The sequence below is a fragment of the Synergistota bacterium genome (assembly GCA_021159885.1).
In the GTDB taxonomy this organism is placed as follows: domain Bacteria; phylum Synergistota; class GBS-1; order GBS-1; family GBS-1; genus AUK310.
This window is the reverse complement of sequence record JAGHDO010000055.1, coordinates 1-26,633: the sequence shown is the minus strand read 5'-3', so window position 1 is coordinate 26,633 and position 26,633 is coordinate 1. Positions and strand designations below refer to the sequence as shown.

28 protein-coding genes and 1 riboswitch are annotated in these 26,633 nt (G+C 43.3%); of the genes, 15 read left to right on the top strand and 13 right to left on the bottom strand.

The features are described 5' to 3' along the window. The 4 genes from J7M13_05185 to J7M13_05170 form a co-directional block, all read right to left on the bottom strand. A partial coding sequence (locus J7M13_05185; protein ID MCD6363377.1) for a creatininase family protein occupies positions 1-925 on the bottom strand: 925 nt, incomplete at its 3' end. 14 nt (positions 926-939) lie between these two features. Continuing rightward, positions 940-1,953: an alcohol dehydrogenase catalytic domain-containing protein gene (locus tag J7M13_05180; GenBank protein MCD6363376.1), complete on the bottom strand. Its 1,014-nt coding sequence runs from the start codon at positions 1,951-1,953 to the stop codon at positions 940-942. Then, positions 1,950-3,149 carry an alcohol dehydrogenase catalytic domain-containing protein gene (locus J7M13_05175; GenBank protein MCD6363375.1) on the bottom strand — a complete coding sequence of 400 codons (1,200 nt, stop codon included), beginning with the start codon at positions 3,147-3,149 and terminating at the stop codon, positions 1,950-1,952. The genes J7M13_05180 and J7M13_05175 overlap by 4 nt, the downstream gene beginning before the upstream one ends. Beyond that, the gene (locus J7M13_05170) at positions 3,130-3,903 is read right to left on the bottom strand and encodes an IclR family transcriptional regulator (protein ID MCD6363374.1); all 774 of its coding nucleotides are present in this window, start codon (positions 3,901-3,903) and stop codon (positions 3,130-3,132) included. The genes J7M13_05175 and J7M13_05170 overlap by 20 nt, the downstream gene beginning before the upstream one ends. A gap of 376 nt (positions 3,904-4,279) precedes the next feature. On the opposite strand from J7M13_05170, the gene J7M13_05165 reads away from it, so the two are divergent. Further along, the gene (locus J7M13_05165; GenBank protein ID MCD6363373.1) at positions 4,280-5,044 is read left to right on the top strand and encodes a hypothetical protein; all 765 of its coding nucleotides are present in this window, start codon (positions 4,280-4,282) and stop codon (positions 5,042-5,044) included. A gap of 37 nt (positions 5,045-5,081) precedes the next feature. On the opposite strand, the gene J7M13_05160 is transcribed toward J7M13_05165, so the two are convergent. Together J7M13_05160 and J7M13_05155 are read right to left on the bottom strand one after the other, a co-directional pair. Further along, positions 5,082-5,969: a hypothetical protein gene (locus J7M13_05160; GenBank protein MCD6363372.1), complete on the bottom strand. Its 888-nt coding sequence runs from the start codon at positions 5,967-5,969 to the stop codon at positions 5,082-5,084. A 15-nt stretch (positions 5,970-5,984) separates the two neighbouring features. After that, entirely contained in the window at positions 5,985-6,755 is a 771-nt protein-coding gene (locus tag J7M13_05155; GenBank protein ID MCD6363371.1) for a putative hydro-lyase, read from the bottom strand. A 48-nt stretch (positions 6,756-6,803) separates the two neighbouring features. On the opposite strand from J7M13_05155, the gene J7M13_05150 reads away from it, so the two are divergent. From J7M13_05150 to J7M13_05125, 6 genes are all read left to right on the top strand, one after another. Continuing rightward, a complete protein-coding gene (locus J7M13_05150) occupies positions 6,804-7,262 on the top strand; it encodes a QueT transporter family protein (GenBank protein ID MCD6363370.1) in 459 nt (152 codons plus the stop codon). A gap of 22 nt (positions 7,263-7,284) precedes the next feature. Continuing rightward, positions 7,285-7,396: riboswitch (TPP riboswitch) on the top strand. Positions 7,397-7,466: 70 nt separating this feature from the next. Continuing rightward, positions 7,467-8,219 carry an ABC transporter permease gene (locus J7M13_05145; GenBank protein MCD6363369.1) on the top strand — a complete coding sequence of 251 codons (753 nt, stop codon included), beginning with the start codon at positions 7,467-7,469 and terminating at the stop codon, positions 8,217-8,219. Between the two features lie 5 nt (positions 8,220-8,224). Further along, positions 8,225-9,199: an ABC transporter substrate-binding protein gene (locus J7M13_05140; GenBank protein MCD6363368.1), complete on the top strand. Its 975-nt coding sequence runs from the start codon at positions 8,225-8,227 to the stop codon at positions 9,197-9,199. 4 nt (positions 9,200-9,203) lie between these two features. Then, positions 9,204-9,920, top strand: coding sequence for an ABC transporter ATP-binding protein (locus tag J7M13_05135; GenBank protein MCD6363367.1), 717 nt, complete (start codon positions 9,204-9,206; stop codon positions 9,918-9,920). Positions 9,921-9,968: 48 nt separating this feature from the next. Continuing rightward, on the top strand, positions 9,969-10,892 hold the full coding sequence (locus tag J7M13_05130) for a hypothetical protein (GenBank protein MCD6363366.1): 924 nt from the start codon (positions 9,969-9,971) through the stop codon (positions 10,890-10,892). After that, positions 10,889-11,995 carry a PQQ-binding-like beta-propeller repeat protein gene (locus tag J7M13_05125; GenBank protein MCD6363365.1) on the top strand — a complete coding sequence of 369 codons (1,107 nt, stop codon included), beginning with the start codon at positions 10,889-10,891 and terminating at the stop codon, positions 11,993-11,995. The genes J7M13_05130 and J7M13_05125 overlap by 4 nt, the downstream gene beginning before the upstream one ends. A 4-nt stretch (positions 11,996-11,999) precedes the next feature. Here J7M13_05125 and J7M13_05120 read toward each other — a convergent pair whose 3' ends face one another. The 3 genes from J7M13_05120 to nrdR are packed head-to-tail and all read right to left on the bottom strand — an operon-like array spanning position 12,000 to position 15,249. After that, the gene (locus J7M13_05120; GenBank protein MCD6363364.1) at positions 12,000-12,689 is read right to left on the bottom strand and encodes an anaerobic ribonucleoside-triphosphate reductase activating protein; all 690 of its coding nucleotides are present in this window, start codon (positions 12,687-12,689) and stop codon (positions 12,000-12,002) included. After that, positions 12,686-14,770 carry an anaerobic ribonucleoside-triphosphate reductase gene (gene nrdD / locus J7M13_05115; protein ID MCD6363363.1) on the bottom strand — a complete coding sequence of 695 codons (2,085 nt, stop codon included), beginning with the start codon at positions 14,768-14,770 and terminating at the stop codon, positions 12,686-12,688. Before nrdD ends, J7M13_05120 begins: the two co-directional genes overlap by 4 nt. Continuing rightward, positions 14,767-15,249, bottom strand: coding sequence for a transcriptional repressor NrdR (nrdR, locus tag J7M13_05110; GenBank protein ID MCD6363362.1), 483 nt, complete (start codon positions 15,247-15,249; stop codon positions 14,767-14,769). The genes nrdD and nrdR overlap by 4 nt, the downstream gene beginning before the upstream one ends. Before the next feature lie 174 nt (positions 15,250-15,423). Here nrdR and J7M13_05105 point away from each other — a divergent pair, with 174 nt between their 5' ends. The 6 genes from J7M13_05105 to mnmA are packed head-to-tail and all read left to right on the top strand — an operon-like array spanning position 15,424 to position 19,535. Then, positions 15,424-15,891: a TIGR00725 family protein gene (locus J7M13_05105; GenBank protein MCD6363361.1), complete on the top strand. Its 468-nt coding sequence runs from the start codon at positions 15,424-15,426 to the stop codon at positions 15,889-15,891. Positions 15,892-15,898: 7 nt separating this feature from the next. Next, complete coding sequence (locus tag J7M13_05100) at positions 15,899-17,137, top strand: serine hydroxymethyltransferase (GenBank protein ID MCD6363360.1); 1,239 nt, start codon at positions 15,899-15,901, stop codon at positions 17,135-17,137. Further along, complete coding sequence (locus J7M13_05095) at positions 17,107-17,331, top strand: hypothetical protein (protein MCD6363359.1); 225 nt, start codon at positions 17,107-17,109, stop codon at positions 17,329-17,331. The genes J7M13_05100 and J7M13_05095 overlap by 31 nt, the downstream gene beginning before the upstream one ends. Positions 17,332-17,337: 6 nt before the next feature. Further along, positions 17,338-17,850 (top strand): cysteine hydrolase, encoded by a 513-nt coding sequence (locus J7M13_05090; GenBank protein ID MCD6363358.1) that lies wholly within the window; start codon positions 17,338-17,340, stop codon positions 17,848-17,850. A gap of 6 nt (positions 17,851-17,856) precedes the next feature. Continuing rightward, entirely contained in the window at positions 17,857-18,528 is a 672-nt protein-coding gene (locus J7M13_05085) for a HesA/MoeB/ThiF family protein (protein MCD6363357.1), read from the top strand. Next, the gene (gene mnmA / locus J7M13_05080) at positions 18,525-19,535 is read left to right on the top strand and encodes a tRNA 2-thiouridine(34) synthase MnmA (GenBank protein MCD6363356.1); all 1,011 of its coding nucleotides are present in this window, start codon (positions 18,525-18,527) and stop codon (positions 19,533-19,535) included. Before J7M13_05085 ends, mnmA begins: the two co-directional genes overlap by 4 nt. On the opposite strand, the gene J7M13_05075 is transcribed toward mnmA, so the two are convergent. Beyond that, on the bottom strand, positions 19,525-20,862 hold the full coding sequence (locus tag J7M13_05075) for an FAD-dependent oxidoreductase (protein MCD6363355.1): 1,338 nt from the start codon (positions 20,860-20,862) through the stop codon (positions 19,525-19,527). The genes mnmA and J7M13_05075 overlap by 11 nt on opposite strands. A 94-nt stretch (positions 20,863-20,956) precedes the next feature. On the opposite strand from J7M13_05075, the gene J7M13_05070 reads away from it, so the two are divergent. Continuing rightward, complete coding sequence (locus tag J7M13_05070; GenBank protein ID MCD6363354.1) at positions 20,957-22,126, top strand: MFS transporter; 1,170 nt, start codon at positions 20,957-20,959, stop codon at positions 22,124-22,126. On the opposite strand, the gene J7M13_05065 is transcribed toward J7M13_05070, so the two are convergent. The 3 genes from J7M13_05065 to J7M13_05055 are packed head-to-tail and all read right to left on the bottom strand — an operon-like array spanning position 22,118 to position 25,545. Then, positions 22,118-23,788, bottom strand: coding sequence for a formate--tetrahydrofolate ligase (locus J7M13_05065; protein MCD6363353.1), 1,671 nt, complete (start codon positions 23,786-23,788; stop codon positions 22,118-22,120). The genes J7M13_05070 and J7M13_05065 overlap by 9 nt on opposite strands. A gap of 30 nt (positions 23,789-23,818) precedes the next feature. Further along, positions 23,819-25,198 carry a bifunctional phosphoribosylaminoimidazolecarboxamide formyltransferase/IMP cyclohydrolase gene (gene purH, locus J7M13_05060; GenBank protein MCD6363352.1) on the bottom strand — a complete coding sequence of 460 codons (1,380 nt, stop codon included), beginning with the start codon at positions 25,196-25,198 and terminating at the stop codon, positions 23,819-23,821. Beyond that, entirely contained in the window at positions 25,192-25,545 is a 354-nt protein-coding gene (locus J7M13_05055) for an Mth938-like domain-containing protein (protein ID MCD6363351.1), read from the bottom strand. Before J7M13_05055 ends, purH begins: the two co-directional genes overlap by 7 nt. Before the next feature lie 125 nt (positions 25,546-25,670). Between J7M13_05055 and pstC the strand changes: the two genes are divergently transcribed. Next, on the top strand, positions 25,671-26,564 hold the full coding sequence (gene pstC / locus J7M13_05050; protein MCD6363350.1) for a phosphate ABC transporter permease subunit PstC: 894 nt from the start codon (positions 25,671-25,673) through the stop codon (positions 26,562-26,564). Positions 26,565-26,633 lie beyond the last annotated feature (69 nt).

Below are 26,633 nucleotides of genomic sequence, written 5' to 3'. Positions count from 1 at the left end.
GTCCCTTTATATACTGCTCGACTTCCTCGGGATCGCGCTCCGTAATCTCTTCAACGGGAGGAAGCTTTCCGGGAGGAAATACTTCCATTATCTCATTTATAAACTCCTCAAGCCAATCCAAGAAAGCTTCAACGCCGGGCTTGGCTTTTTCGGGATCCGCGAGGGTCGCTTTCCCAACAACGCCCTCAGGATAGGCAGATATCTCTATGGGACCAAGCCCAACATGGCCATACCACTTAACGCCTTTCTGTTGAAGGTTTCCAGCCTTGTCAACCCACTTTGAGGGATTCTTAAGGAAGCTTCTCGGGGTAGTATCCACGGCGTCCTCCTGCTTTATCATCTCGGGGAAGAGAACCATAGACCAGGAGGTTTCAACCTCATCCGCGTGTATAAACTCAGTCTCATAAGGACCTCCATCCTTCTTTGTCTTGAAATGCTGGGGGATGGCGTGATACCAGTTCACGTTAACTATGACGGCAGGAAGCTTATATGTCTTTGCCCACTGATGAATTGCGGTGGGGATAACATACTCCTGACCATGCCCGTTTAAGAGTATCTGCTTTCTGAAACCCATATTCCACAGACCTGCTATGATCGACTTAAGGTATCCTATGAATATCTCCTCAGGAACTATGATCGTTCCCGGCATTCCCATGTGGTGATAGGGATGCGAGCCATACCATACCGGCTGAGCCACGGTACATCCCGTTTTTTGAGCTACAAGTTCCGCCATTCTCGTGACTAAGAAAGTATCCTCACCTATGGGAGCGTGGGGACCGTGCGCCTCGGTTGACCCAACCGGAACGATTATAAGGTCATTTTTCTTCAGTCTTTCTTCTATCTCCTTCCATGTCATATTCTGAAGGTATATTCCATCCGCGAGATCCATATGTCCGCCCTTGGGCGGAAGCTCCCACTTACCCATTCCAAAACACCCCCTCATTCAGGATAAACGATGACCTCTATCGCATTCCCTTCTCTCATCTTGGCTAATCCCTTCTCAAACTCGCTTATCTTTATCTTATCGGTAATTAGCTTAGTTAAAGGAAGTAGCCTCGCTTCAAGAACCTTCACCACCATCGGGAAGGTCCTGTTAGCTATATAGCTTCCCATAACGGTTATCTCATTTCTCGTTATATCATTCTGCCTTATCTTGTTTACATACTGCGCGTTCTGTCCGAATAGGAGAACTCTACCTCCTCTCCTAACAACTTTTAACGCATCTTCAAGAAGAACGCCAACGGCATCAACCACAACATCCGCGCCGAGCTTCGTAGCCTTAAAGACTTTCTCGCGAAGATCCTCTTCTTTCGGGTTAACAACTATATCCGCGCCAACCTCAAGAGCCTTGTTTCTTCTGAAGGGGTGAGGCTCAGACACTATGACCGGATACCCTCCAGCAGACTTTAAAAGCATGGTAAAGTAAAGCCCGATCGGTCCCGCTCCCAGAATCACAGCGCTCTCTCCAGGATGAAGAGCTATCTTCCGGGTAGCGTTTAAGACGCAGGAAAGGGGTTCTGCAAATATGGCCTCTTCTATCGGAAGGTCTTTCGATATCTTGTAAAGCTGTTTTGCAGGCGCCACATTATATTTCGCAAATCCGCCGTTTATAAATATTCCCAGTGTAGTCATGTTTTCGCACATATTGGGAAGCCCAAGCCTGCAGTAATCACAGAAGCCACAGGTTATGTTCGGGTCAACTACCACATGATCTCCAACATTGAGGTTTTGAACCTCGCTTCCAACCTCGATCACTTTTCCCACATATTCGTGCCCAAGGATCACACCCGGGGTCGCAGGATGCCCCGGCGGAACCTCAAGTATGTGAAGGTCTGTTCCGCAGATGCTTGCTGCCAGAACCTCAAGAAGAACATCGGTTGGTTTCTCTGTTTTCGGCTCCGGCACATCCTTAATGGAGTATTTGCCTTCTCCCTCAAATATCACAGCCTTCATGAAAGACCACCCTCAAACAAACAGGTGACCTTGGCATCGCTGCGATCCTTGCGCAATCTCACTATGTTATCCGGAACCTCATCTATCTTTATCTTCTTGGTTATTATCCTGGTCATGTCCATACCGCTCGCCATGAGCTCTATCACCCTCGGGAAGGTTCCATGACCAGAATGCCCTTGAGAACCGACTATCTGAGCTCTCCTGACCTGGAATATCTCACCGGTCAGGGGGATTTTCGCATCCGCTCTGGCGACTATAACCACGGTAGCGTTTAAGCCTCTTCCCTCCCAAATGCATTGCTCTATTCCAGGCCAGACAACCGTCGGAAGACCGGTAGCCTCAAGATAAAGCTTTGCTCCCATTCCTCTCGTGTATTCAAGAACTTTGGAAGCAAAATCCTCATTTATCGGATCTATGGTATAATCCGCTCCAAGCTCCTCAGCGAGCTTTCTTCTTCCCTCAGACGGCTCAGAAACTATAACCTTTGCTCCACCGGCTCTCTTTAAAATGGCAGTTGCAGCCAAGCCTATGGGACCCCCACCGAGTATCACGACAAAATCGCCAGGCCTTATACCCCCGCCCCTGACTATAACCGCAGTATAGGCAACCGATGTTGGCTCAACTAAGGACCCCAAAAGGAACGTTTTCTCCTCATCCTTATAAGCTTCCATTATTGGAGCGAGATTCCAGAGATATTTCGCCTTAACGACTATATACTCCGCAAAAGCTCCATCGACCGTGAAACCGAGCTCTTCCAGTCTCTCACAGTGATTCGGAAAGCCATCTGCACAGGGCCTACACTCACCGCACCAGAGCATCTCCTCCGAGCAAACCAGATCTCCTTCCTTAAACGGCTTTCCGGTAAAGCGATCATATGCTTGAGGGCCAGCTTTAACGACGACACCGGAAAACTCGTGCCCGAGGGTAACGGGGAAGGCAGTCAATCCGGGGTAGAGGATATAACCATCTTTATCAGGCTCAGCCATGTGAACGTCAGAACCGCAAATTCCACAAGCCTTGACCTTGATCAAAACCTCATCGGGTCCCGGCTCCGGTATTTCTTTCTCAACGACTTTGAGACGAGGATTTTTCCACACCTTAGAACCAAACCAGGTTTTCCTTCCTTCAATATCTTTTTTGCCGAGTTTATAATCAGGCCTCGGCGCCCAGTCCGCTTCAAGAACTACTGCCTTCATTCTCCCACCTCCATCCAAGTTTTCTCGAGATTTCACGAGCGCATTTATGAACCAGCTCTCCGCATTTCTTAACCCTGTCCATATCAAATCTGTAGGCGGGAGCGGAAACGCTTACCGCTCCCACCACAACTCCGGCGGAATTAAAAATGGGAGAGCCAACACATCTTATCCCATCCTCATTTTCTACGTCATCTATCGCATAGCCTCTTTTTCTAATCAGAGAGAGCTCTTCCATCAACCTATTCCAATCCGTTATGGTATTTGGAGTTCTCTTTTTAAGGGGCGTTTTGCTCCTGTAGTACTCAAGCTCGCTGGGGGAGAGAAAAGCAAGAATCGCCTTTCCGGAAGCGGTGGAGTACAGACATATGGGTTCACCAACGCGGGAGTACATTCTTACAGGGTGAGGGCTCTCAAGCTTCTCGAGATAATAAGCGTTAAGATGATCCCTTATAACGAGGTGAATCGTCTCACCAGTTTCTCTCCAGAGCCTTTCCATGTAGGGGAGAGCTATGGGGCTTAAACCACACTGATATTTATAAGCCTCGCCAAGGCGGAGCAGGCGAATGCCAAGACTATATTTCCCATCTATTTGATTCACATACCCGTGGGAGAGAAGCGTCTGAAGAATTCTATATACCGTAGGCTTTGAGAAGCCGAGCTTAACCGCAAGCTCGCTTACCCCCCTTGGCTTTTCGCTTTCTGCTAAGAGATCGAGTAACTCACATGCCTTCCTTATAGAAGCTATCTCATTCATACTGCACCCTCCTTAATCTGAATTATACCTCTCAAAACGCTCTTTGTAAACCACAATGTGAAAAGTTATTTTATAATTTGAAACAAATTTTTTTCTCTCAACCCCTTGACATTTAGTACCATATATGCTACAATTGAGGTGCTTTTTGAGAGAAAAGAGCTTATACGGGAAATGAAGGCGCAATATACGCCTCGCAAAGAGCATACCACCTCCCTTAAACAGATCGAGGGGAGCATCTAAAAGGTAATCTCATTTTCTGTCCCCTTCAGGGGGAAGGAGAGGGGAGGTGGATTTTTTATGCCCTCATCGAGGGGCGAGCCTTTATCCCACCTCCAATAGGATCCAATGATTAACCTAAAAATAGGAGGTGGGGTATGTGAGCGTAGAATTAGCTATATGGGAAGAAGGAGACCTGAGGCAGAGAAGACTTGAGGAATTTTTGAACGAAACTTTATGGAGTGTAAACGTGGATGTCGAAAAAGGCAATGGGTTTAAAGTGCCTCATTTTTCCATATTTCCAAATCCCTCAGCGAAAGAACACACCATATCTTACAATCTTCCCGCTTTTATTGACGAGGGAAGCGTCTATCTCTCCATAGAGACCGCATTGCTTGCCGAGAAAATTCACCCCGCTTTTTCGACTCCTCCACAGATATTAGTTGAAATCGGGGAAGGAGAAACAACCGAGGAAGGTTTACTCCTGGAAGAAGCCAACGAATACCTGGAGCCAATAATATTAACGAGTATTCTTTATCTTGCGGGAGAACTTATCGAGGAGAGATTTCCAGATATATGGAGAGACTACCTGATACTAAACATGGAGCTTTTACAAAACGCTGAACCCTTTAAATCATCACCAACAATAGGAGACATAATTTTATCCTCTTTCATAGTCGCGTCTGTCAGAAAACATCTGGACCCAAATTATTCATATCCCGACAAGGAAAGCATCACTGGATTGATGAAAATTTATGAGAAGCACAGGCAAATAAAAAAGGAAAAGCTTCTTTTTCAGCTTTTATCTCTCACCACAGGCATAGCAGAGCTTTTCGGGTATAAAATATACCTATCAAACGCGAATGGAAACGCACTTTGGATAGCAGAAAGAAAATTTAGGAATTTTAAGGGGCTCTCTCTATGAGAGCCCCTTATTTAACATAAGATACATTATCCGACATTCAAAAGGAAACCAAATTATCCGCGATCTTGAGAGCTTCCGTGCATCCAAATACGCCCTTAGGTGCTTCCAAAACCGTTTTAAGAAAAGCTCTTTCTACTTTAAGCTTAAGAGCTCCTATCATTTTGGAACCTATCCCATAAGTTCCAGGAATAATTTCCTCAAGCTTATGATCCGGTTTTATGCCCTCAATCCCATGAGGCGGAACTGGATTGATATCTACCACAAGCTTGCACTTAGAAAGCCCTTTTAAGACCGTGGAATCCATCAGTCTAACACCAGGCGGTCCGGTAGCGACCACTACTGAGGATTCAGCACAAGCCTCATAAAGCTCCCCGGGGGTAAAAGCCTGTGTCCTTTCTTCTCCCATCTTTCTATTTATCGATTGAACCACTTCATTCGCTCTATTCAAATCTACATCGATAATACTAACTCTTGCCCCCTCAGATGCGAGAAGAAAGGACGTCATGGATCCCACATTTCCAGCTCCAGCGAGAACGGAAACATTCAACTCCGCTAAGTCAAGGTGGAACTTTTCCCTTAAAGCTTTTTTAATGAGAGCTACTATAGAAGCAGATGTAGTGCAAGCTCCCCTCGGATCAAAAGCAACCGATATCTCAAAAGGGGGAAAAAGCGTTTCCTTGACCTTTGCGAGAAGAGCTTCCCCCTCTTTAACGGTATTGCCCCCTACAAAAATAGCCGTGTTTTTTATCCCTTTAGGTCCTCGAGAAAACATCGCATCAACTACTAATCTCTGAACCTCTTCGGGAAGGACATTCCCATAGGAAGCCACGGCATCCGCACCTGCATCATACATGACGAAAAGATCAAAAGGGCTTGGGTGCTTTTCAGACGTGATAAAAAGAAAAATTTTCTTTTTATCATCCATTCCCCTTTCAACTCCCTAAAGGGTCAAATCTCCATTTTTTACATCGGTTATAAACATATGTCCAGGAGAATGGGTTATCATAAGCCCAGGTTTAGCTTGCATGGCCACAGCTTGAGGTGTTACCCCACATGCCCAGAAGACCATTATATCGCCATCCTCTAAAATAGGTGGATCCCCAAAATCAGGTTCCATTATGTCCTTTATACCTATTAACTCAGGATATCCGATATGAATTGGGGCCCCATGAACTCTGGGAAATCTCGAGGTAATTATGGCAGCTCTAACGACAAGATCATATGGTATAGGACGTGCGCTCACAACCATTGGACCACTGAACTTACCAGCCGGAACACATTGTATATTGGTTATATACATAGGAACGTTTTTACCGTTTTCTATATGCCTCATGGGGACTCCCTCTTCCATCAAAGCCCACTCAAAGGAGAAACTACATCCTATCAAGAAAGCAACCAAATCTTCTCTCCAGTATTTTTCTATGTTTAGCGGTTCATCCACAAGCTCCCCTTTCATATAAACCCTGTATTTAGGAAGATCATAACGTATATCAGCATTAGAAGCCATCAGCTTAGGTCTGGGATCTCCGACATCGAGAACCTCAAGAAGAGGACAGGGCTTGGGATTTCTCTGTGCAAAGAGAAGAAAATCATACGCATCTTCTTCAGGTAATATAACTAAGTTCGCTTGCGCGTAAGACGGTGCTAAGCCTGACGTAGGCTTAGTCCACTTTTCTTCCCTTATCATTCTCCTAGCTTCTTCAGGGGTCATTAAGCTATCCCCTCCTTTCTTACCTTAAAGTATATCATATGCTATAATATCAATGTGAAGAGGCTTGCAAAAATATCTCTGATAGGTGGGCTATATGCAGCTCTAACTATTATATTGGCGCCCATAAGCTATGGCCCGGTACAGATCAGAGTGGCAGAAGCACTAACCGTACTACCTTACATAAGAAGAGATTATATGTGGGGATTATTTGGAGGATGCGTTATCGCAAATCTTTATGGGGGGTTAGGCATATGGGATGTCATAGGAGGAAGCGCGTGCACGCTAATAGCCAGCTTTCTGACTTCCCTGATGCCGAAACCTTATTTAGCTCCTATTCCGCCAATAGTTGTTAATGCGCTTGGAGTAAGCTTATACTTACATATGCTATTTAAGCTACCTTATTGGCTTACCGCCGTATATATAGGATTGGGAGAAAGCATTGCCTGTTTTGCCTTAGGATATCCACTTTTGAGATGGGCTATGAGAAGGCGAGAGCTCTTTGAGTAAACAACATTTAGCTTGAAAATAGAATAAAACGCGGGGGAGCTCCATAATCCCGGGGCTGAGAGGAGGACGGAAGTCCTCGACCCCTTGAACCTGATCCGGGTAATACCGGCGTAGGGAGAAAGCAAAAACATGAGACAAAGCCTCGCCTGGTAATTATCCGGGCGAGGCTTTGTCTCTTAGAACTTAGTAGAAGGTGAGAAGAAGATGAAAAAAGAGACCTTTCTATCTTTGGGAATTCTTATTGGAATATGGTGGATTCTGCCAAGGATTCTCGATCTACCAAGCTATATTTTGCCAACTCCTTCAGAGGTAATAAGGGTTTTTACCAGTGATTACCGCATACTATGGGAGCACACATGTACCACTTTGAAAGAAGCAGGGCTTGGACTAACAATTTCATTCATGCTCGGCATATGCGTAGCCATAATGATGAACCGCTCCAAGACATTACGAAATTCCATATACCCTATGCTCGTTTTATCCCAGTCAATACCCATAGTAGCGATAGCTCCTCTTATAACTATATGGTTAGGACTTGGAACCACATCGAAGCTCGTAGTTGTGATCCTGGTTTGTTTTTTCCCAATAGCGGTCAATAGCTATGAAGGCTTTAAATCCATCGATCGGGATTACATAGATGTAATGCTGGTTATGAAAGCAACCCGGTATCAGATATACAAATACGTTATAATCCCCTCCACCCTACCTCAAATTTTATCAGGGCTAAAAATTTCAGCTTCCTATGCCGTTATAGGAGCGGTAATAGCCGAATGGCTTGGCGGAGAGAAAGGATTAGGCATATATATGATCCGTGTAATGAGCACTTATGACACAGATAAGCTATTCGCTGCCATAGTAGTGGTTGTATTTTTCAGCCTTATCTTTTTCAAGCTGGTAGATCTGGGAGAAAGCCTTTTTCTCCCTTGGGTTAAATTAAAAACTAAAGAGGAGGTGTAAGCTTCATGTCAAGAAAACTCTTCATCGGTATCTTATTATCAGCGCTAATCTTAACTTTCTCCTCAATCCCCTGTCTAAGCGCGGAAAAGGTCACACTTATGCTGGATTGGTATCCAAATACCAATCACAGTGGAATCTACGCGGCTAAGGAATTAGGCTTTTATAAGAAAGCTAATATAAGCGTTAAAATCGTACAACCATCTAAGCTCTCGGTTGAACAGCTCGTGGGTATAGGGAAGGCCGATTTTGGTATTAGCTTTCAGGACATGGCAAGCATGGCTATGGGGAAGGGAATCCCAATAATATCTATAGCAGCTATTATCCAGCATAATACTTCGGGCTACGGCTTTCTAAAGACATCCGATATTTCGACTCCAAAGGATTTTGAGGGTAAAAAGTATGGAACATGGGGAACTGATATAGAAAAAGCGACGCTAAGGTATGTAATGAGGAAGTTTGGTGGAGATATCTCCAAGGTTAAATTTGTAAACGTTGGAATGCTTGACTTCGCAACAGGACTGAAAAAAGGCGTTTTTGATTTTCAGTGGATATTCTATGGATGGGAAGGAATAGCAGCAAAGCTAAAAGGGTTAAAGATAGGATATATACCCTTGGCCAAGCTTGATCCCATTTTTGATTACTACACGCCTATAATAATAACATCTCGCAAGCTCGCAAAGAACAAACCAAACTTAGTAAGAAAGTTCATGCAAGCTACAGCAAAGGGATACGAATTCGCCATAGCGCATCCTAAAAAGGTAGCAAAAATTCTGCTTAAGTACTCCCCTGAACTTGATAAGAAAGTAGTCTATGCCTCCCAAGCATGGCTTTCTCCAAGATATAAGGCCGATGCTCCCTATTGGGGATACCAGAAGAAAGAAGTATGGGAAAGATATACGACTTGGCTATTTAAAGAGGGATTTCTGAAGAAAAAGATTTCGCTGGAGGAAGCTTTTACGAATGAATTTGTCAAGCCATAGGGAGATACTTAAGGTAAAAGATCTGAAACTCTATTATGATAACCTTGTTATAGTTGAGGGAGTGAGCTTCTCCCTTTTTGAGGGAGAGGTTCTCTCCCTCATTGGCCCCTCAGGGTGCGGTAAAACTTCTATGATAAAGGCTATAGCTGGCTTGATTCCCTTTGAGGGAAAGATTGAATTGAAGGAAAAAGGCTTAGGTTATATGCCTCAAAAGGGAGTGCTATTTGAATGGATGAGACTAAAGGATAACCTCGCTCTTCCCCTGCTTCTTAAGGGAAAACCAAGGAGGGAAGCATATAAAAGCTTTGAAAAACTTTTAGAAGAGTTTGGCCTTAGCGGTTTTGAGGATTATTACCCCTTTCAGTTATCCGGTGGAATGGCTCAGAGGGCTTCTTTACTTAGAACTATATTGACCGGCGCCAAATTGCTTTTACTGGATGAACCCTTTGCTTCTTTGGACGCTATAACGAGAAGAAGGTTACAGATATGGCTAAGAAGAATTTTTAAAAGACTCAACCTTAGCTCACTTCTCGTTACCCATGATCTTCAAGAAGCGATATTTCTATCTGATAGGATTCTGGTTCTCGGAGATTTCCCAACAAGGATAGTAAAGGAGGTAAGAATCCAGCTTCAGGGTGATAGAAATGCTCTTACCTTCTCTAACGATGATTTTAAGCTCTTGGAAAAGGAGCTTCTTCAAGCTCTGGAACTTTCCTCATAGTTAAGTTAGAATAGAAGTAAGAAAAGCCGGTAGAGGAGGTGCAGATGCGTGAAGAGAATAGTTTTCCTCGTTTCATGTGCGGTTATCCTACTGCTTAGCTCAGCAGCGTTAGCTCAGGGAACGGGAGAGGTAAAAATACAGCCTCAAATCGGAAAGATAGCCGTTCCGCTAGATAACCTCAAAGAGATTTTAGCCTCTTTAAAGGCAATAGAGGCTAATTTATCGAAACTATCGGTAGAGATAGATTCCCTCAAATCGAAAATCTTAAAGCTAAAGGAAGCGCAGAGTGAGGCAAGCTCAAGCCTAATACAGAAGCAGAGCGAAAGCTTCAAGAGTTTAGAAAGTGCAGTAGAAAATATAATCCCAGAGCTAAACAAAATAGGAGAAGCACTTAAATCACTTGAGAAAAGCGAGCTAACCCAGCTGAGTGTAATAAGCGATAGGATCAAAAAGCTCGAGGGGGCTATAAGAAATATTAAGCTTCCAAAGCTGGATCTAACACCGCTAAAAAAGGAAATAGATTCTCTTAAAAAAGAATTTCTCAAAAAAAGTGAGGAGGAAATGGGATTCCTTAGCAGAGAGGTAGCCGAGAAGTTGAAACAGATTAAAAAACTCGATTCTAAGCTTGATTTTCTCTCAACCGTCATAAGGAGAGCTATGGTATTCTTCAAAAACCTTGAGGATCTCGAGAAGGAAGCGAAAAAGTTTAGCACACAGATATCGGAAATAGGAAGGGAAATAAAAAAGCTGAAAGAGGTTTCCAAAGAGGAATTTAAGAAAACCCAATCTAAAGAAGCAACTATAAATGGGTTGTTAACTGTAAACCTTATTCTTCTCGTCCTACTTGTTTTCTTCGAACTCGAAAGGAGGTTTAGAAAGAGACCCCCGATGGCTGAGAAAAAGCAAAACGAGGAGCTCGAAAGGGAAAAAGAAGAAAGCGCTGACGAGAAGGGAGAGGAATCGGAAAGTTGAGAAAGCGAATCTTTTTAATTGCTCTAACCTTTGCAATATTTATAGGGAGCCAACTTCTATGCGCTTGTGGAGAGGAAGAAATGGGAGAGGAAATTTGGAGCTATTCTATCAACTCTCCTATTTATGCATCTCCAGCTATAAGCGGGGACCGAGTTGTAGTAGCTTCCTTAGATGGCAAGATACTCTGCTTTAATACAGAGGACGGGAGTATAAACTGGCAGTATGAAATTCAGGGAAAGATAAAAGCTTCTCCACTTATTGAGGGCAGTGCCGTTTATATCGCTTCCATGAACGGGAAGCTTTACTGCTTAAGCCTGGAAAGTGGAGAAAAGCTGTGGGAATACGAGACATCTTCTCCCATTGTATCTTCACCAGCTTTCTGTGATGGGAAAATCTTTTTTGCAACTACGGATGGAGTCCTTTACGCTATATCAACGGGAGGAGACTTTATATGGTCAAAGGAGGTAAGCGGCTCCCTCGTTTCGACCCCTGCCATTGAAGATAGAAAACTCATTATTGGCTCCCTATCAGGGTATATATACTGTATAGATGCCTCAAACGGAGAGGAACTTTGGAACTTCGAAGCACAAGCTCCCATTATAGCAGGAGTAGCCATAGATAATGACGGCTACGTGTATGTGGGGACCTCGGTTGGAAAAGTATACTGTTTAGAGCTCAACGATGGCGATAAGATGTGGGATTTTCTGGCTGGAAGTGAAATAAGCTCTCCTCCCTCACTATCAAATGGTATTGTTTTCATACCATCTTCCGGAGGAACGCTTTACGCTTTAAGCTCATCAGATGGTCGACTGCTCTGGACCTATGAAGCCAAAGGAACTGCCCTCTCATCCCCTTCTCCAACGGACGGGTATCTCTATTTTGGAGACTCAAGCGGCAATATATACTGCCTCGATATAGATAACGGGGATGAAGAATGGATAGTTGAGGAGAATTCTCCCATTTTATCATCCCCGTCACTTAAGGGAGATAAGCTATTCGTTGGAACTACAGGAGGAAAATTCTACTGCATAGGAGCCAATTCCTCCGACTGCAATTGGCCCACCTTTAGAGGAAACAAAGCGAGGACGGGAAGGGAGCCTTAAAAGGTCAGCTCCCTTCCCTGAATCCACGCAAGATAGCTTTATCATCCCAAGATTGAACTTCCTCCCTCTTATAAGGAGAAAGTCTTCTAAAAAAGGGACTATAAGCGTTCCCCGGAACAAACGATTGTAAAACATATCTTGAATCAGGACCGATGATTTTCCTTATCTCCTTGACATCTTCAGCTTCAACGAGAGTGGGCACCACGGTAGTCCTAAACTCTACCTTACCATTATCCATGGAAAGGAGGATCTCTATGCTCTTAAAGATAAGAGAAAGGTCAACGTTAACACCGGAAGCCTTCGCATACTTTGAGGGAGAGGATTTCACATCCATTGCTATAAAATCCACAAGATCATTATCTATTAGTGATTTAAGCATAGAAGGATTAGAACCATTAGTGTCAAGCTTGATCTTCCACCCCTTCTTCTTTATCGTCTCAAGAGCCTCCGGCAGATTGGAATGAATGGTTGGTTCCCCCCCTGTTATCACTATACCATCAAGCCAATTTTTCTTCTCTTCTAATTTGTTCAAAATGCTTTCAAGAGGAATTCCCTCTCCCTTAAAGAAAACTATTTCATGATTATGGCAGAAAGGACATCTAAAATTACACCCTGGCGTGAAAAAGACTGCTGTAATATTTCCGTCCCAATCCACAAAGCTTGTTGAAAGCCATGTTGCAACCTTGAAGCTCAATTCAGCTTCACTCTCCTCCTGTCCTTAAGCTCCGCTCTCTTACCCTTATTCCAGCTCGAAGTTCTTGTAAAGTACCCGGTGATCCTCGTTATACCATCTACGCTTGATGATCCACAATATGGGCATATCTCATTAAGACCACGTGAGGTTTTTCCACAATCCAAGCATATAGTAAATTCTGGAGAGAAAGCTATCTGTGTGTTATTAGAGTTCCTAAAGGTTCTTATAACAAACTTTGATAGTGACCTCGGATCAGGCTTATATTCTCCCATCCATATATGAGTTAAAGCACCTGCTTTTATAAAGGGATGAAACTCCCCTTCCCTGATAACCCTATCTATAGGATCAATATCCACTGAATAATTTATATGAGTAGAATTCGTGTAATATACCCCTCCATCCTGAATATTTCCCTTAACGACTTGCGAAGCCTTATCAGGATAGTGCTTAAGATCAAGGCGAGCAAGCCTATATGCTGTAGACTCCGCAGGAGTTTGCTCAAGAACAAGCTTAAGGTTAAACTTCTCCCCCAGCTCCTCACATTTAAGCGACATATAGTTTACAATTGCAAGTCCAAGCTTAAACGCTTCCTCGCTTTCGTGAAGCTCCTTACCAGTCCAATACTGAACCATTTCGTTTAAGCCAAGAAGTCCCACGAGGAAAGAAACCTTATTCCAGCGAAGATAAGGCTCACCATCATGGTCTATCAAAAGAAGAGACAGTGGGCTTGTATCTCCTAAGCTTAAGAGTTTTCTTATGAAGTCTTTTTTCTGAAGGTGAGCTAACACTGCCAGCTCCATAGCCTTGCCTATGCCGGCAAAGAGATCTTCTTGCGTTTTCGCTTTATAGGCTATCCTTGGAAGATTTATAGTCACATTTTGAAGTGCTGAATATCTCATTTTCCAAGGAGTGCTTGCTTCCTTAAGATCCTCTTCGGTCAGCTCAAACTGCAATCTGCAGCATTCAGAAAGCTTAGCTTGTCCTCCTCTATCGAAAACAAAGTAGGTATTTCCCTTCTCAGATGAGACTCTGCAAGCAAGCTCAAGACATTCCTCCCACCCCGGAGTTTTGAAGAAATCCTCCGTTATGTGAAGAAGGGGCTTTGGGAAGAAGAAGGGCTTGTTTTGCGCATCTCCTTCAAGGTAAACCTCAAATAGCGCTTTCAAGAACCTTTGAGATTCCTCAAGATATTCACCATAAGTTTTACCCGTTGGTTCTCCTCCCGGTCCTAATGCTGGAACGTCTCTGAAATGAGCAGGAACTTCCCAGTAAAGATTTATATCTGTAAAGGCTACTTGACCACCTCTACCCCCCGCAAGCTGATTAAATTCAAAGATTAGCATCTGGGCAAGCTGTTTTACATCTTCGTCTGATCGTCCCTCGATAAAGGGAGCAAAAAACATATTGACCGCGTCCCAGCCTATAGCACCTGCAAAGTGGTTCTGAAGAACGGAGGTCATTTTAAGAAGGTGAGCAAGCAAAACCTCGGCATGACGCGCAGGATGAGAAACCGAAGTTATCGAGGGAATATTGAGCCCAAACTTAACCACATATGCTGGAGATTGCCCTGAACAATAGGGCCTGTTTACCATACCAAGATCGTGAATATGAATATCTCCCTCAAGATGGGCATCTGCCACATCAGGAGAAAATATCTTCTTAAGAGCATATTCCTTCAGGATGGTTTCCGCTATCGTAAGATTGATGGATTCAGGGTTATGGGAGGTATTGGAATTTTCCTTGTTGGGGAAGAATATTACCTCCTCAACATCATATATAGGCATCCCAACACGTGCATGATCGCGGATTCTTCCAGGAAAACCGTATTCAAAAAGCTTAACGTTAACGAGTTCCCTTATAAACGCCGTAGTTATCCTCTTTATACCGCTCTTTAAGAGTATTTCCTCAACCTCCCTGGTTATTTGATGAGCGACCAGAGGCTCGACCTTGGCCTCCCTTATAAGAGCCTCGTAAATTCTCCTCGGATTCCAGGAGCTCGTTTCCTCCTTAGAGATCGCCTCAACGAGAAGAGCCTTATCTGTGGTCTCGGCAACCTCAAAGAGGCTAAGGCTTCTTGTCATTCCTCCTTCGCCTCCTTTATCTCTATCGTCTTATTTAAAAGACTTTCAAGCTCTTTTATGAAATGAGAGAGATCAGTGAACTCCCGGTAAACAGAAGCAAACCTCACATAAGCAACTTTATCTATTTCCTTTAAGGCCTCTATCACTCTTTCCCCTATTTCTTTACTCGATACCTCCTTTCTTCCCTCCATCCTCAACTCTGTTTCTATTTTGCTCGCTATCTCCTCTATTTTTTCTCTCGAGACGGGTCTTTTCTCACAAGCTTTAAGCAATCCTCTTATTATCTTCTCTCTATCAAACATTTCCCTTCTACCATCTTTCTTTATAACGAGCATCACGGGAGATTCTATTCTCTCATAAGTGGTAAACCTCTTCTTGCAGTTTAAACACTCTCTCCTTCTTCTTATAGCTGTGCCCTCTTCTACAGGACGAGAGTCTATAACCCTGCTTTCTAAGTTTCCACAAAAAGGACATCTCAAAGCCCATCACCCCAAGATATAGAGCTTACACTTAATATATACCACAACATATGGAAAAGAAAAGGCGAGATTTTCGATGAAACCGATTAAGAGGCTTCATAACATGAAGATATGGTATATATATGTGTTAAAATGAAGTAGGAGGGAGGGATAAACTTGAAAGAAAAGCTTTACATCGGGGTCATAGGAGGCTCCCATGATATTTCTCAAGCTGCACGAGAAAAAGCATTCGAACTTGGAAAACTTATAGCACGAGAGGGATGGATTATACTTTGTGGAGGCGGTGGAGGTGTGATGGAAGAAGTCTCAAGAGGGGCCTCAGAAGAAGGCGGAACCGTTATAGGGATCCTCCCTGGTACATCAAGGACAGAGGGAAACAGATACTTAACTTACTCTCTCCCTACCGCTTTGGGAGCGTTTAGAAACTTTCTAATCGCTCAGGCTTCTGATATAATAGTAGCTCTTGAAGGTAAATATGGAACCTTAAGCGAGATAGCTATAGCGTTAAGGCTTGGAAAACGCGTTATAAGTTTGGCGGGATGGGAGCTAAGAAGAGAGAATTTCAAGGCGGATGAAATATATGAAGTCTCTTCACCAAGAGAAGCGATCATCTTTATAAAAAAGTCTCTAATGGGAGGATGAGCGAAAAATGAATTTCATCGAGAGCGTAGATCCAGAAATAGCATCACTTATAAGAAACGAGGAAAAAAGGCAGAAAGAGAGTTTAGAGCTTATACCAAGTGAAAATTTTGTCTCTCCTGCCATTCTTGAAGCTCAGGGGTCGATACTCACCAATAAGTATGCGGAGGGCTATCCGGGTAAAAAGTACTACGGGGGCTGCCAATATGTAGAAGCGATTGAAAGAATAGCCGTAGAAAGAGCCTGTTCTCTATTTAAGGCTCAGCATGCCAACGTTCAACCCCATTCGGGGACCCAGGCTAACATGGCAGTGTATTTTGCTTTTCTTAAACCCGGAGATAAGATCATGACGATGAGCCTATCCCATGGTGGACACCTATCTCATGGAAGCCCAGTTAACTTCTCAGGGCTATTCTATGATGTCATTCACTACGGTGTAGACAAAGAAACTGAGACCTTGAATTACGAGGAAATCTACAAGCTCGCTGAGAAGGAAAAACCAAAGCTGATTTTGGCAGGAGCAAGCGCCTATCCCAGAATCATTGATTTCAAGAAATTTAAGGAAATCGCTGATTCCGTGGGAGCCTACTTTATGGTAGACATAGCCCATATAGCGGGTTTAATAGCAGGTGGAGTTCACCCGACTCCCGTTCCACACGCTGACTTTATAACATCCACAACTCATAAGACACTGAGAGGCCCTCGTGGAGCCTTCATACTCTGCAAAAAAGAATATGGACCCGCAATAGATAAGATGGTCTTTCCTGGCATACAAGGAGGCCCTCTCCTCCACGCGATAGCGGGAAAAGCCATCTGCTTTCTTGAAGCATCTAAATCCTCTTTTAAGAACTACGCCCGAAAGATAGTAGATAACGCCAAAGCTCTCGCTGAAGCTCTGAAAGAGAAAGGTTTTAGACTCGTAAGCGGAGGTACTGATAACCACCTCCTTTTGATAGATCTCAGAAGCTTTAACGTAACCGGCAAAGAAGCAGAGAAACTCCTGGAAAGCGTTGGAATTACAGTGAACAAAAATATGATTCCTTACGATCCAAGATCGCCCTTTATAACGAGTGGAATAAGATTGGGAACTCCAGCGCTTACCACAAGAGGCATGGGAGAAGATGAGATGAGAGAGATAGCTGAGCTCATATATGAAACGATAAAGGAAAGGGACAATGAGACAAAGCTCTCAATAATAAGAAGGAGAGTGGCAGAAATTTGCGCAAGGTTCCCAATGTACGCATGGTAGAGATAGAAAGCAGCTCTTCGGAAAGAATAGAGAAACTTCTCTCGGAGCTTCCAAAATTTGGGATACTTCCCGTTAAAGCTTCCTCTATTGAGGAGGTCTCGCCTGGAAAATGGAAAATTTACCTATCAATTGCCTCCTTTCTAAGAGAGAGGGAAATGAATTTCATTATCGAATTCCTGATGAGAGGGAGGTGAAAGAGCGTGAAGGCCCTCCTCGTCATAGACATGCTTAACGACTTTATAGAACCTGAAGGAAAGCTATATATTGGTGAAAGCGGAAAAAGGATCGTTCCCTTTATAAAAGATAAGATCCTCGAGTTTAGAAAAGAGGGCAAAGTCATATATGTATGCGATGCACACAGCGAAAATGACAAGGAGTTTAAAGACTGGCCTCCCCATGCAATAAGAGGAAGCTGGGGAGCCGAGGTAATTAGAGAACTCTCTCCTCTTCTGGAAGATATCATGGTTGAAAAAAGAACGTACGATGGATTCATAGGAACGCGTCTTGAGGAGGTCCTAAAAAGACTCTCAATCAAGGAGATATACCTAACAGGTGTTCTAACGAATATATGTGTTCTTTATACGGGAGCGCATGCCAAAATGATAGGATATCCCGTAAAGGTCTACCGTGATGGATGCGCCAGCATCAGCGATGATAAGCATGAATGGGCCCTAAGGGAAATGTCGGAAAGCCTAAAGATAGAGGTAGTTTAAAGGAGAATGATGGAAAGATATTCGAGGCAGATACCTCTCTGGGGAGAAGAGGGACAGAAGAAGCTCAAGGAAAGCATTGTAGCGGTGGTTGGATGTGGGGGTCTCGGAGGCTTTATAATAGAAGCTTTGATCAGAGTCGGTATCGGAAAAATAGTAGCCATAGATCCCGAGGTTTTCGAGGAAAGCAATTTAAATAGACAGATTCTCTCAAGGGTTAACAACATTGGAGGATCGAAAGCGGAAGAAGCTCGACGGAGAGCTTTAGAGATAAATCCGGGCGTAGAAGTTATCCCAAAACGTGAAAGATTAACATGGGAAAATGCTAAGAGTCTTCTTAAGGGAGCTAATGTCGTGGTAGATGCGCTGGATAACGTAGAATCAAGGAAAATTCTCGTAAGAAGCGCTGTTGAGCTTGGAATACCAGTAGTTCATGGAGCAGTGGATGGCTGGTGGGGAAGAGTATGTGTCATAAGAGAAGAAAAGGATATCGAGATACTTTATCCCAAAGGTGTAAAGTCCCCCAGCCTCATCCCCGCAATAGCGCCCCTTGTGGAGTTAACGGCAGGGTTTCAAACATGTGAGGTTTTAAAAATCCTTCTTGATATTGGCACCACTCTTGAGAAAAGACTGCTTTGGATAGACGCTCTTGAGGGAAATGTTATGACGATAAAGATATGAGAAAAAAGGTAATAATAGGTATAAGTGGAGGAATCGATAGCGCTATATCTGCTTTTCTTCTTAAGGAAAAAGGATATGAAGTAATAGGTTTGACCCTCCTCCTAAATGAAGAACAGGATTTGGAAAACGCGCGAAGGATCGCTCAGATTCTGGGCATAAACCTTATAGTAAAAGATCTTATATCGGCGTTCAAGGAAAAAGTGATATCTCCATTCTTGAAAGAATACTCTGTAGGAAGAACACCCAATCCATGCGCTATGTGTAATAGGTATATAAAGTTTCCTGAGCTATACAAACAGGCTTGCTTGCTCAACGCAGATGAAATAGCTACCGGGCACTATGCTATAACGAAAAAAAAGCCTTTTGGACTCTTTAAGGGAAAGGACCCGATTAAAGATCAGTCTTATTTTCTTTCACTCGTTGATATAAAATATCTTGAAAGGACGATTTTCCCCGTTGGACACCTTACCAAGGTAGAGGTTAAAAACCTTGCAAGAAAAATAGGAATAGATAGATTCACCAGCTTTAAAGGAAGCCAAGACATCTGCTTTATAAAAGGAAGCTTCAGAGACTTCATAAAAAGAAATCTCGGAAGCAAACTTAAAAAGGGACTGATAAGAGATACTTCCGGCAAAAAGCTTGGGGAACATGATGGAATAGGACTCTACACCGTTGGACAGAGAAGAAGACTTAGGATAGCTGCAGGAAAGAGACAGTATATAGTAAAGCTTGATCCACTAAAAAATGAGATTATTGTAGGAAGCTATGAGGATCTTATTAGGGAAAGGTTCATCGTTACTGAAGTGAACTGGTTAACCCCTATTCAAAAAAACATGGAGGGAGAGGTAAAAATAAGATACCATACCCCTCCCTCCAAAGCCAAGTTTACGCTTTTAAACGGAAGTGCGGAAGTATCCCTTCTTTCTCCCCTTCCCGCTATAACTCCAGGACAAGTTGCCACATTTTACCTCGGTGATCAGGTAATATGGGGAGGAATCATAGCTTAGATAAAACGTTTAAAGCAGCCATTATAACCGGATACGCTGTCGGAGGAGCCGTTAATAAAGGATGCGTTCCTATCTGAGTCGTTGCAAGCTCGGCAGCGGTTAGCTTCTCTTGAATCGCGAGCCCCAAAAGGTTTATCAGCTCTCCAACGGAGTTACCCCCTATAACCTGGGCACCGATTATCATTCCAGACGACCTTGCTACAATGAGCTTAACTTTCTGCTTTTTCGTCTCTGGTAATGTCCCTGGGTGTTTATCTACACCGGTAAACTCACCTATAACGATATCATACCCATGATTCCTCGCCATGGTTTCGGTTAAACCGCAGCTTCCAAATGCGGTACTTCCAACGAAAGTCGAGAAAACGGATATAGACTCTGGTGTCCTCTTCATAACCCTTATTTGATACAAATTCGAGCCAGCTAATCTCGCTCCCGCAACCGCTATTGAAGCAAGCATAGGGCACACACCGACATCGGTAAGATAACACTTGTGCTCAGCGCAATCTCCAACCGCAAATACGTCTTTAGCGCTCGTTCTCATAAAGGTATCCACCTCTATAGCACCTGTATACCCAAGTTTTATACCAGCTTCCTTAGCAAGCGAAACTTCTGGCTTAGCTCCAACGGACATTATGACCACATCTGCATTTATCTCGCTTCCATCGTCTAATATCACCTTTTCCACCTTCCCGCTACCCTCTATACTTTTAACCCTGGCGCTGGTTCTCACGCTTACACCCTTTTTCACAAGCTCTTCCTCAGCCACTTTGCAGAACTCCTCATCAAAGGCTTTGCCCAAAAGAGTAGGAAGAATTTCAACTATGGTTACTTTCTTACCCTTTTTAGATATCTCGTCGGCAAATTCAACACCGATAAATCCTCCGCCTATTATTACCACATCATTGGCCTCATCAACTGCTTCTTTAAGACGAGATAGATAGGCATAATCCTTCTTAACGAACCATACGCCATCAAGATCATGACCTGGAATAGGCAAAACGACAGGATGAGATCCAGTTGCTAATATCAGCTTATCGTAATGAATCTCCTTACCCCCTTTCGTCCTAACCACCTTTCTCTCAACATCAAGATCAATAATCTCGTCTACTAAGAGATCAACGCCATTGTTTGAAAGCACGGTGTCCGATATAAGGTTCTTGTCAACTGAATCAAGAGTACCAAAAATATAGGGTATACCACATGGAACTACGGCTTTTTCCTCCCTTCTTACGAGAAGAACACTCTTATCAGGATAGTTCTTCTTAGCGGTTACGGATGCTATAATACCTCCAGGACCACCGCCTATGGTGAGCACATCTACCTTCATATGAGCTCTCCCTCCTTTCACAATCAAGTAGCTGTACTTCAGAGATACTATAAGTATATCACAGTTTTACAGAAAGAAAAGGAGGTGCTCTCTATTGAAAAGGTTACCTAAGAATGTCGTAATATTAGGCCTCGTAAGTTTCCTAAATGATACCGCGAGCGAAATGATCTACCCCTTGTTACCCATATTTATAACAAAAGTATTGGGGTTAAGTGCATTAGCCCTCGGAGGCATAGAGGGAATAGCAGAAAGCTCCTCAAGTTTGCTTAAAATTCTTGGAGGGTATCTCTCAGATAGGCTTGGGAGAAGAAAGCTCTTAGCGCTTATCGGATACACTATCTCCGCAATTTCAAAGCCCCTGCTTGGCCTATCTGAAACAGGAAGCGGAGTAATGACTCTAAGGTTTCTCGATAGGGCTGGAAAGGGTATAAGAACCTCCCCACGAGATGCCTTAATCGCTGACTCAACTGAACCCTCGCTTTACGGAAAAGCCTTTGGCTTTCACAGGGCAATGGATACACTTGGAGCCATCCTTGGACCCGCAATTGCTTTTGCGCTTCTCCCCAGGATAAACTTTGACTATAGAACTCTTTTCATATTAACAGCTATTCCCGGCGCTTTCGCTGTTATGATACTCGCCTTCCATGTCAGAGAGGCTATATCATTGAAACCAGGTGAAAAACCATATTTAAAAAGCCTAAAAGAACTTCCCCGAGAACTTAAGCTGTTTTTAGTGATAGCGTTGATTTTCTCCCTTGGGAATTCGAGCAATACATTTCTCCTGCTACGTGCCCAAGAGATGGGAGCACCAACTGCTGTTCTCCCACTCATGTGGCTATTTGTAAACGTATGCTATACATTCTCAGCATATTATGGCGGAGCTTTATCAGATAAATTAGGAAGGATAAACATGATATTCATAGGATTTTTACTATACTCCTTAGCTTACACAGGATTCGCTCTCGCATATACTACCTTCTACGCCTGGCTCCTATTCGGTCTCTATGGAATTTATTTAGGAATAACCGATGGCGTAGAGAGAGCTTTCATAGCAGATATGGCTCCTGAACATATTAGAGGAACTGCCTATGGAATATATCACACTCTTACCGGAGTAGCTTTACTCCCAGCAAGTTTACTTACCGGCTTCCTATGGGACAAATATGGAAGCCCCTTTGCTCTATCAATATGCGCCGGGTTGAGTCTTATTTCCGCCGGCTTGCTTTTAACTCTTATTCCGTCAAAATTAAGAAAATCAGAATAGTCCGCTTATTCTTCCATTGGGATCTACATCTATCATCTCTGCAGTTGGCTTTTTCGGAAGACCAGGCATGGTCATTATCTCACCTGCAATAGGTACTACAAACCCTGCTCCTGCAGACAGCATTACATCTCTTATAGTAATCTTAAAGCCAGAAGGTCTCCCCTTAAGGGACGGATCATCTGAAAGGGAAAGCTGAGTCTTAGCCATACATATGGGAAGCTTTCCAAAGCCATTTCTTTCAAGCTCAGATATCTCTCTCTCAGCAATCTTAGAATATTCAACACCATCAGCTCCATACATGTACTTGGCTATTTTATTTATTTTCTCTTTTATAGAAAGATCAAGATCATATAGATGCTTAAATTCACCTTTATCATTCTCTATTGCATCGAGAACTTCACGAGCGAGATCTAATCCTCCCTCTCCACCCTTTTCCCAAACCTCCGACAGGGCAAACCTCGCACCATTAGCAAGAGAAATTTCCTTGACCATCTCTATCTCCTCTGGAGTATCTGAAAGAAATCTATTGAGCGCGACAATTACAGGCACCCCATAATATCTAACGTTCTCTATATGCTTTTTCAGGTTTTCGCACCCTTTTCTCAAGGCTTCCAAATCGGGCTGACTCAGTTCATCCTTTGCCTTACCTCCATGCATCTTAAGGGCTCTTATCGTGGCTACCAAGACGACCGCTTCAGGCGCAAATCCTGCTACTCTACACACGATGTTGAAAAACTTCTCTGCCCCAAGATCACTGGCAAAACCCGTTTCAACGACAACATATTCTCTCAGTTTGAGAGCCATTTGAGTGGCCATTATGCTATTGGTACCATGCGCTATGTTGGCAAAAGGACCTCCATGAACAAAGGCTGGAACCCCTTCTATCGTCTGAACCAAGTTAGGACTTAGAGCATCTTTTAGAAGAGCAGTCATAGCACCCTGCGCGTTTAGATCCCGCGCTCTCACAAACTTCTTATCATATGTTCTGCCCACAACTATGTTTCCAAGCCTTTCCTTCAACTCATCTATGCTCCGTGAAAGACAAAGTATAGCCATTACCTCAGATGCCACTGTGATATCGAATCGACTCTCCCGGGGAACTCCATGAGCTGGTCCTCCCAAACCGATTATTATCCTTCTTAAGCTTCTGTCGTTCATATCTACAACGCGTCCCCAGCTTACTCTTCTTGGATCTATATTAAGCGCGTTTCCCTGATGAATGTGATTATCTATCATTGCAGCTAAGAGATTATGCGCTGCTCCAACCGCATGTATATCTCCCGTAAAGTGAAGATTAATATCTTCCATCGGAAGAACCTGAGAGTATCCCCCTCCAGCAGCTCCTCCCTTAACTCCAAAGCAGGGTCCTAAGGAAGGCTCACGGAGGCAGAGCATCGCTTTCTTACCAAGCTTAACAAGCGCTTGAGTCAACCCTATAGTGGTAGTGGTCTTGCCTTCTCCAGCTGGAGTGGGAGTTATAGCGGTGACCATAATAAGTTTCCCATCATCACGATGCTTTATCTCGGAAAAATATCTCCAATCTACTTTCGCCTTATACCATCCATACGGTATAAGATATTCATCAGGTATACCAAGCTCAGACGCTATCTCAGTTATCTTCCTCAGCCTCGCACTCTGAGCTATCTCAATATCGCTTTTCATGACAACAGTCCCCCCTTAAAGGATAGAAAATCAGTGCCTAAAATGTCTCTCTTCAACTAAGATCAATTTTATGCCCAGTTCTCTTGCCCTCTTCATCACCTCCTCATCTCGCTTGGATCCCATAGGCGCAATTATTACTCTCACGCCATATTTATAAGCTTCCTCAATACTATCCGGAAATGGAAAGAAACCATCACTTGCCAAAACGCTTCCTTTGGCTCTTTCCCCCGCTCTCGATAGCGCAATTTTTACCGCAAAAATCCTGCTTGGCTGTCCTCCACATAGTCCAACGGTTGCTTTATCCTTAACCACGCAGATAGCGTTCGAGTAAAGATGCTTAACCACTTTAAATGAGAAGATAACATCTTCCTCAAGATCGCTTTTGATAGCAAACTGATTATCCGGTTCCTGAACCAGAAGCCCACTAAAGGCACTTCTTATGTCCCACTTTGAAGACCAGAATTTAGGAACTATATATCTTCTCTTAAAGTCAAAAGCGGGTGGTTCTGGTAAAACTATAAGATCAAAGAACTTCCTCTCTATTTCTCTGAGAACCTTCTCTTCCGGAAGAACGTTTAAAGCCACCACGCCTCCATAAGCAGATAGAGGATCACATTCAAGGGCTTTTCTAAAAGCGATTTCTGAATTATCGGCCATTGCAACACCACATGGAGACGAATGCTTTATTATGGCACAAGCGGGCTTTTCAAACTCTTTTACAAGCAGCCAAGCCCTGTAAGCATCGTATATATTATTGAAGGAAGGTGATTTATCGCCGTAGAAATCAAACGTCCCATCGCTTCCCGATAAGGGGTAAAAGAAGGCTTTCTGATGCGGATTCTCCCCATACCTAAGCACTTTTACCTCACTCTCGTTTAATCCCAACCAGAGAGATATCTCAAAATCGTAAAGCATTGTTCTTCTAAAGGCTTTGAAAGCAAGATGCTTTCTCTCCTTCAGGGGGACATCTCCTTTCTCCTTAAGTAGTTTCATGACGAAAAGGCTATCCTCTCGGTCAGATACCACTATCACATTCTCGTAGTTTTTGGCAGCCGCCCTTATTAGCGAAACACCCCCTATATCTATGTTTTCTATGCTTTTGTTTCTCTCAAATGGATATAGGTCGACGAAAACTAAATCAAACTTCTCAGAATACTCATCATCCTCAGGTCTACAAAGGATTCTAGAGAAAATTTCCTCATTCAAGGTCTTAACTCTCCCACCACATCTCTCTGAAAATCCCGTCAGCGATGAAAGCTTACTCACAGAGATCCCCTTTTCTTTCAAATATCTCGCCGTTCCATCAGTAGCAAAGATTTCAACTCCCCTATCCGTTAGAAAGCGAGCAAAAACTTCGCCCCCACTTTTATCGCTCAAGGCGAAGAGCGCTTTTCTTACATCTTTCAGCATGTTAGATGAAACACCCCCATTACTCTCTTATGCTCCCTCAACTCGTTATATAGCTTACAGGCATCATCTGTTGGTAAAGCTATGAGCTCTATTCCTCTCGCTCTCATTTCTCTCCTTACTTCATCGCTAACCTTCATAAGGCCACTTGCTCCCGTTCCTGCAATCAAAACATCTATGACCACCTTGGATAAATAATCTTTGAGATCTTCCAGCTGAAGCTTATGCCCTTCCAACCGCCACCAATTTGGGAAAACGCCTACCGGAGATACCACTACATCACTTTTATATTTTACACCATCAATGATAATCTCTCCAAAACTATAACTATCAATCTTGGGAGCTCCCATGAGTTTCCCTCCTTTCAATACGTTCTAACAAGGGAAATTTTAACACAGGAGCCAATTTAAAACCAGTAACCAATTGCGCCATTTTGAAGTTAGCTATATAATCATTATTGAGAAACTCAGGAGGTATGGTTGCCGTGGATAAAAATCACTTATTTAAAGCTACAATACTAATAGGAGCTCTTGGAGTAATCGTTTTACTATTAGCTATTTTTCTAAGCCTCCTGATATACTCTATACCCTCATTGAAGGCTTTCGGTATTAAGTTCTTCTTTGGAAAAGATTGGGACCCTGTAAGTAAAACCTTCGGTGCTCTCCCCTTTCTGGTTGGTACACTTTTAACCTCCTTCCTGGCCTTGCTTTTATCCATACCTATGTCCCTCTCCATATCCATATTGCTCGGAGAATATCTTAGAAAAGGAGCTATATCCTCGATTTTAAAGAGCTTAACCGAGCTATTAGCGGGTATTCCCTCTGTTATATATGGTTTCTGGGGACTCTTCGTGCTCGTTCCCCTCGTTAGGAAGTTAGAAATAGCCATAGGTGTCCCTCCTATAGGCGTTGGGATACTCACCGCTTCTCTGATACTAACCATAATGATAGTGCCATATTCTGCTTCCTTAGGAAGAGAAGTTATAGAGCTGGTCCCGCATGATATAAAGGAAGCAGCCTACTCGCTTGGAGCTACCCGATATGAGGTAATAAGGTACGTTATAATACCTTATGCTCGTTCAGGAATACTAGCTGGGATTCTGTTATCCCTCGGAAGAGCCATGGGAGAAACAATGGCAGTAACAATGCTTATAGGAAATTCAAACTGTATTCCAAATAGCATCTTCTCTCCTGGGAATACGATGGCAAGCGTTATAGCCAACGAATTCACGGAAGCAACTGAGAAACTTCATCTATCTTCCTTAATCGAAATAGGACTTTTCCTGCTTATTATTACAACCATTGTGGGAATAATTGGAAGATATATTATTAAGAAGCTAAGCGTGGAGGAAGGAAGAAGCCTTGGATAAGAACGGTAATCTTAGACTAAGACTACTTAAAGACAGTGTCTTTAAGATATTGATAATAGCGCTTGCTCT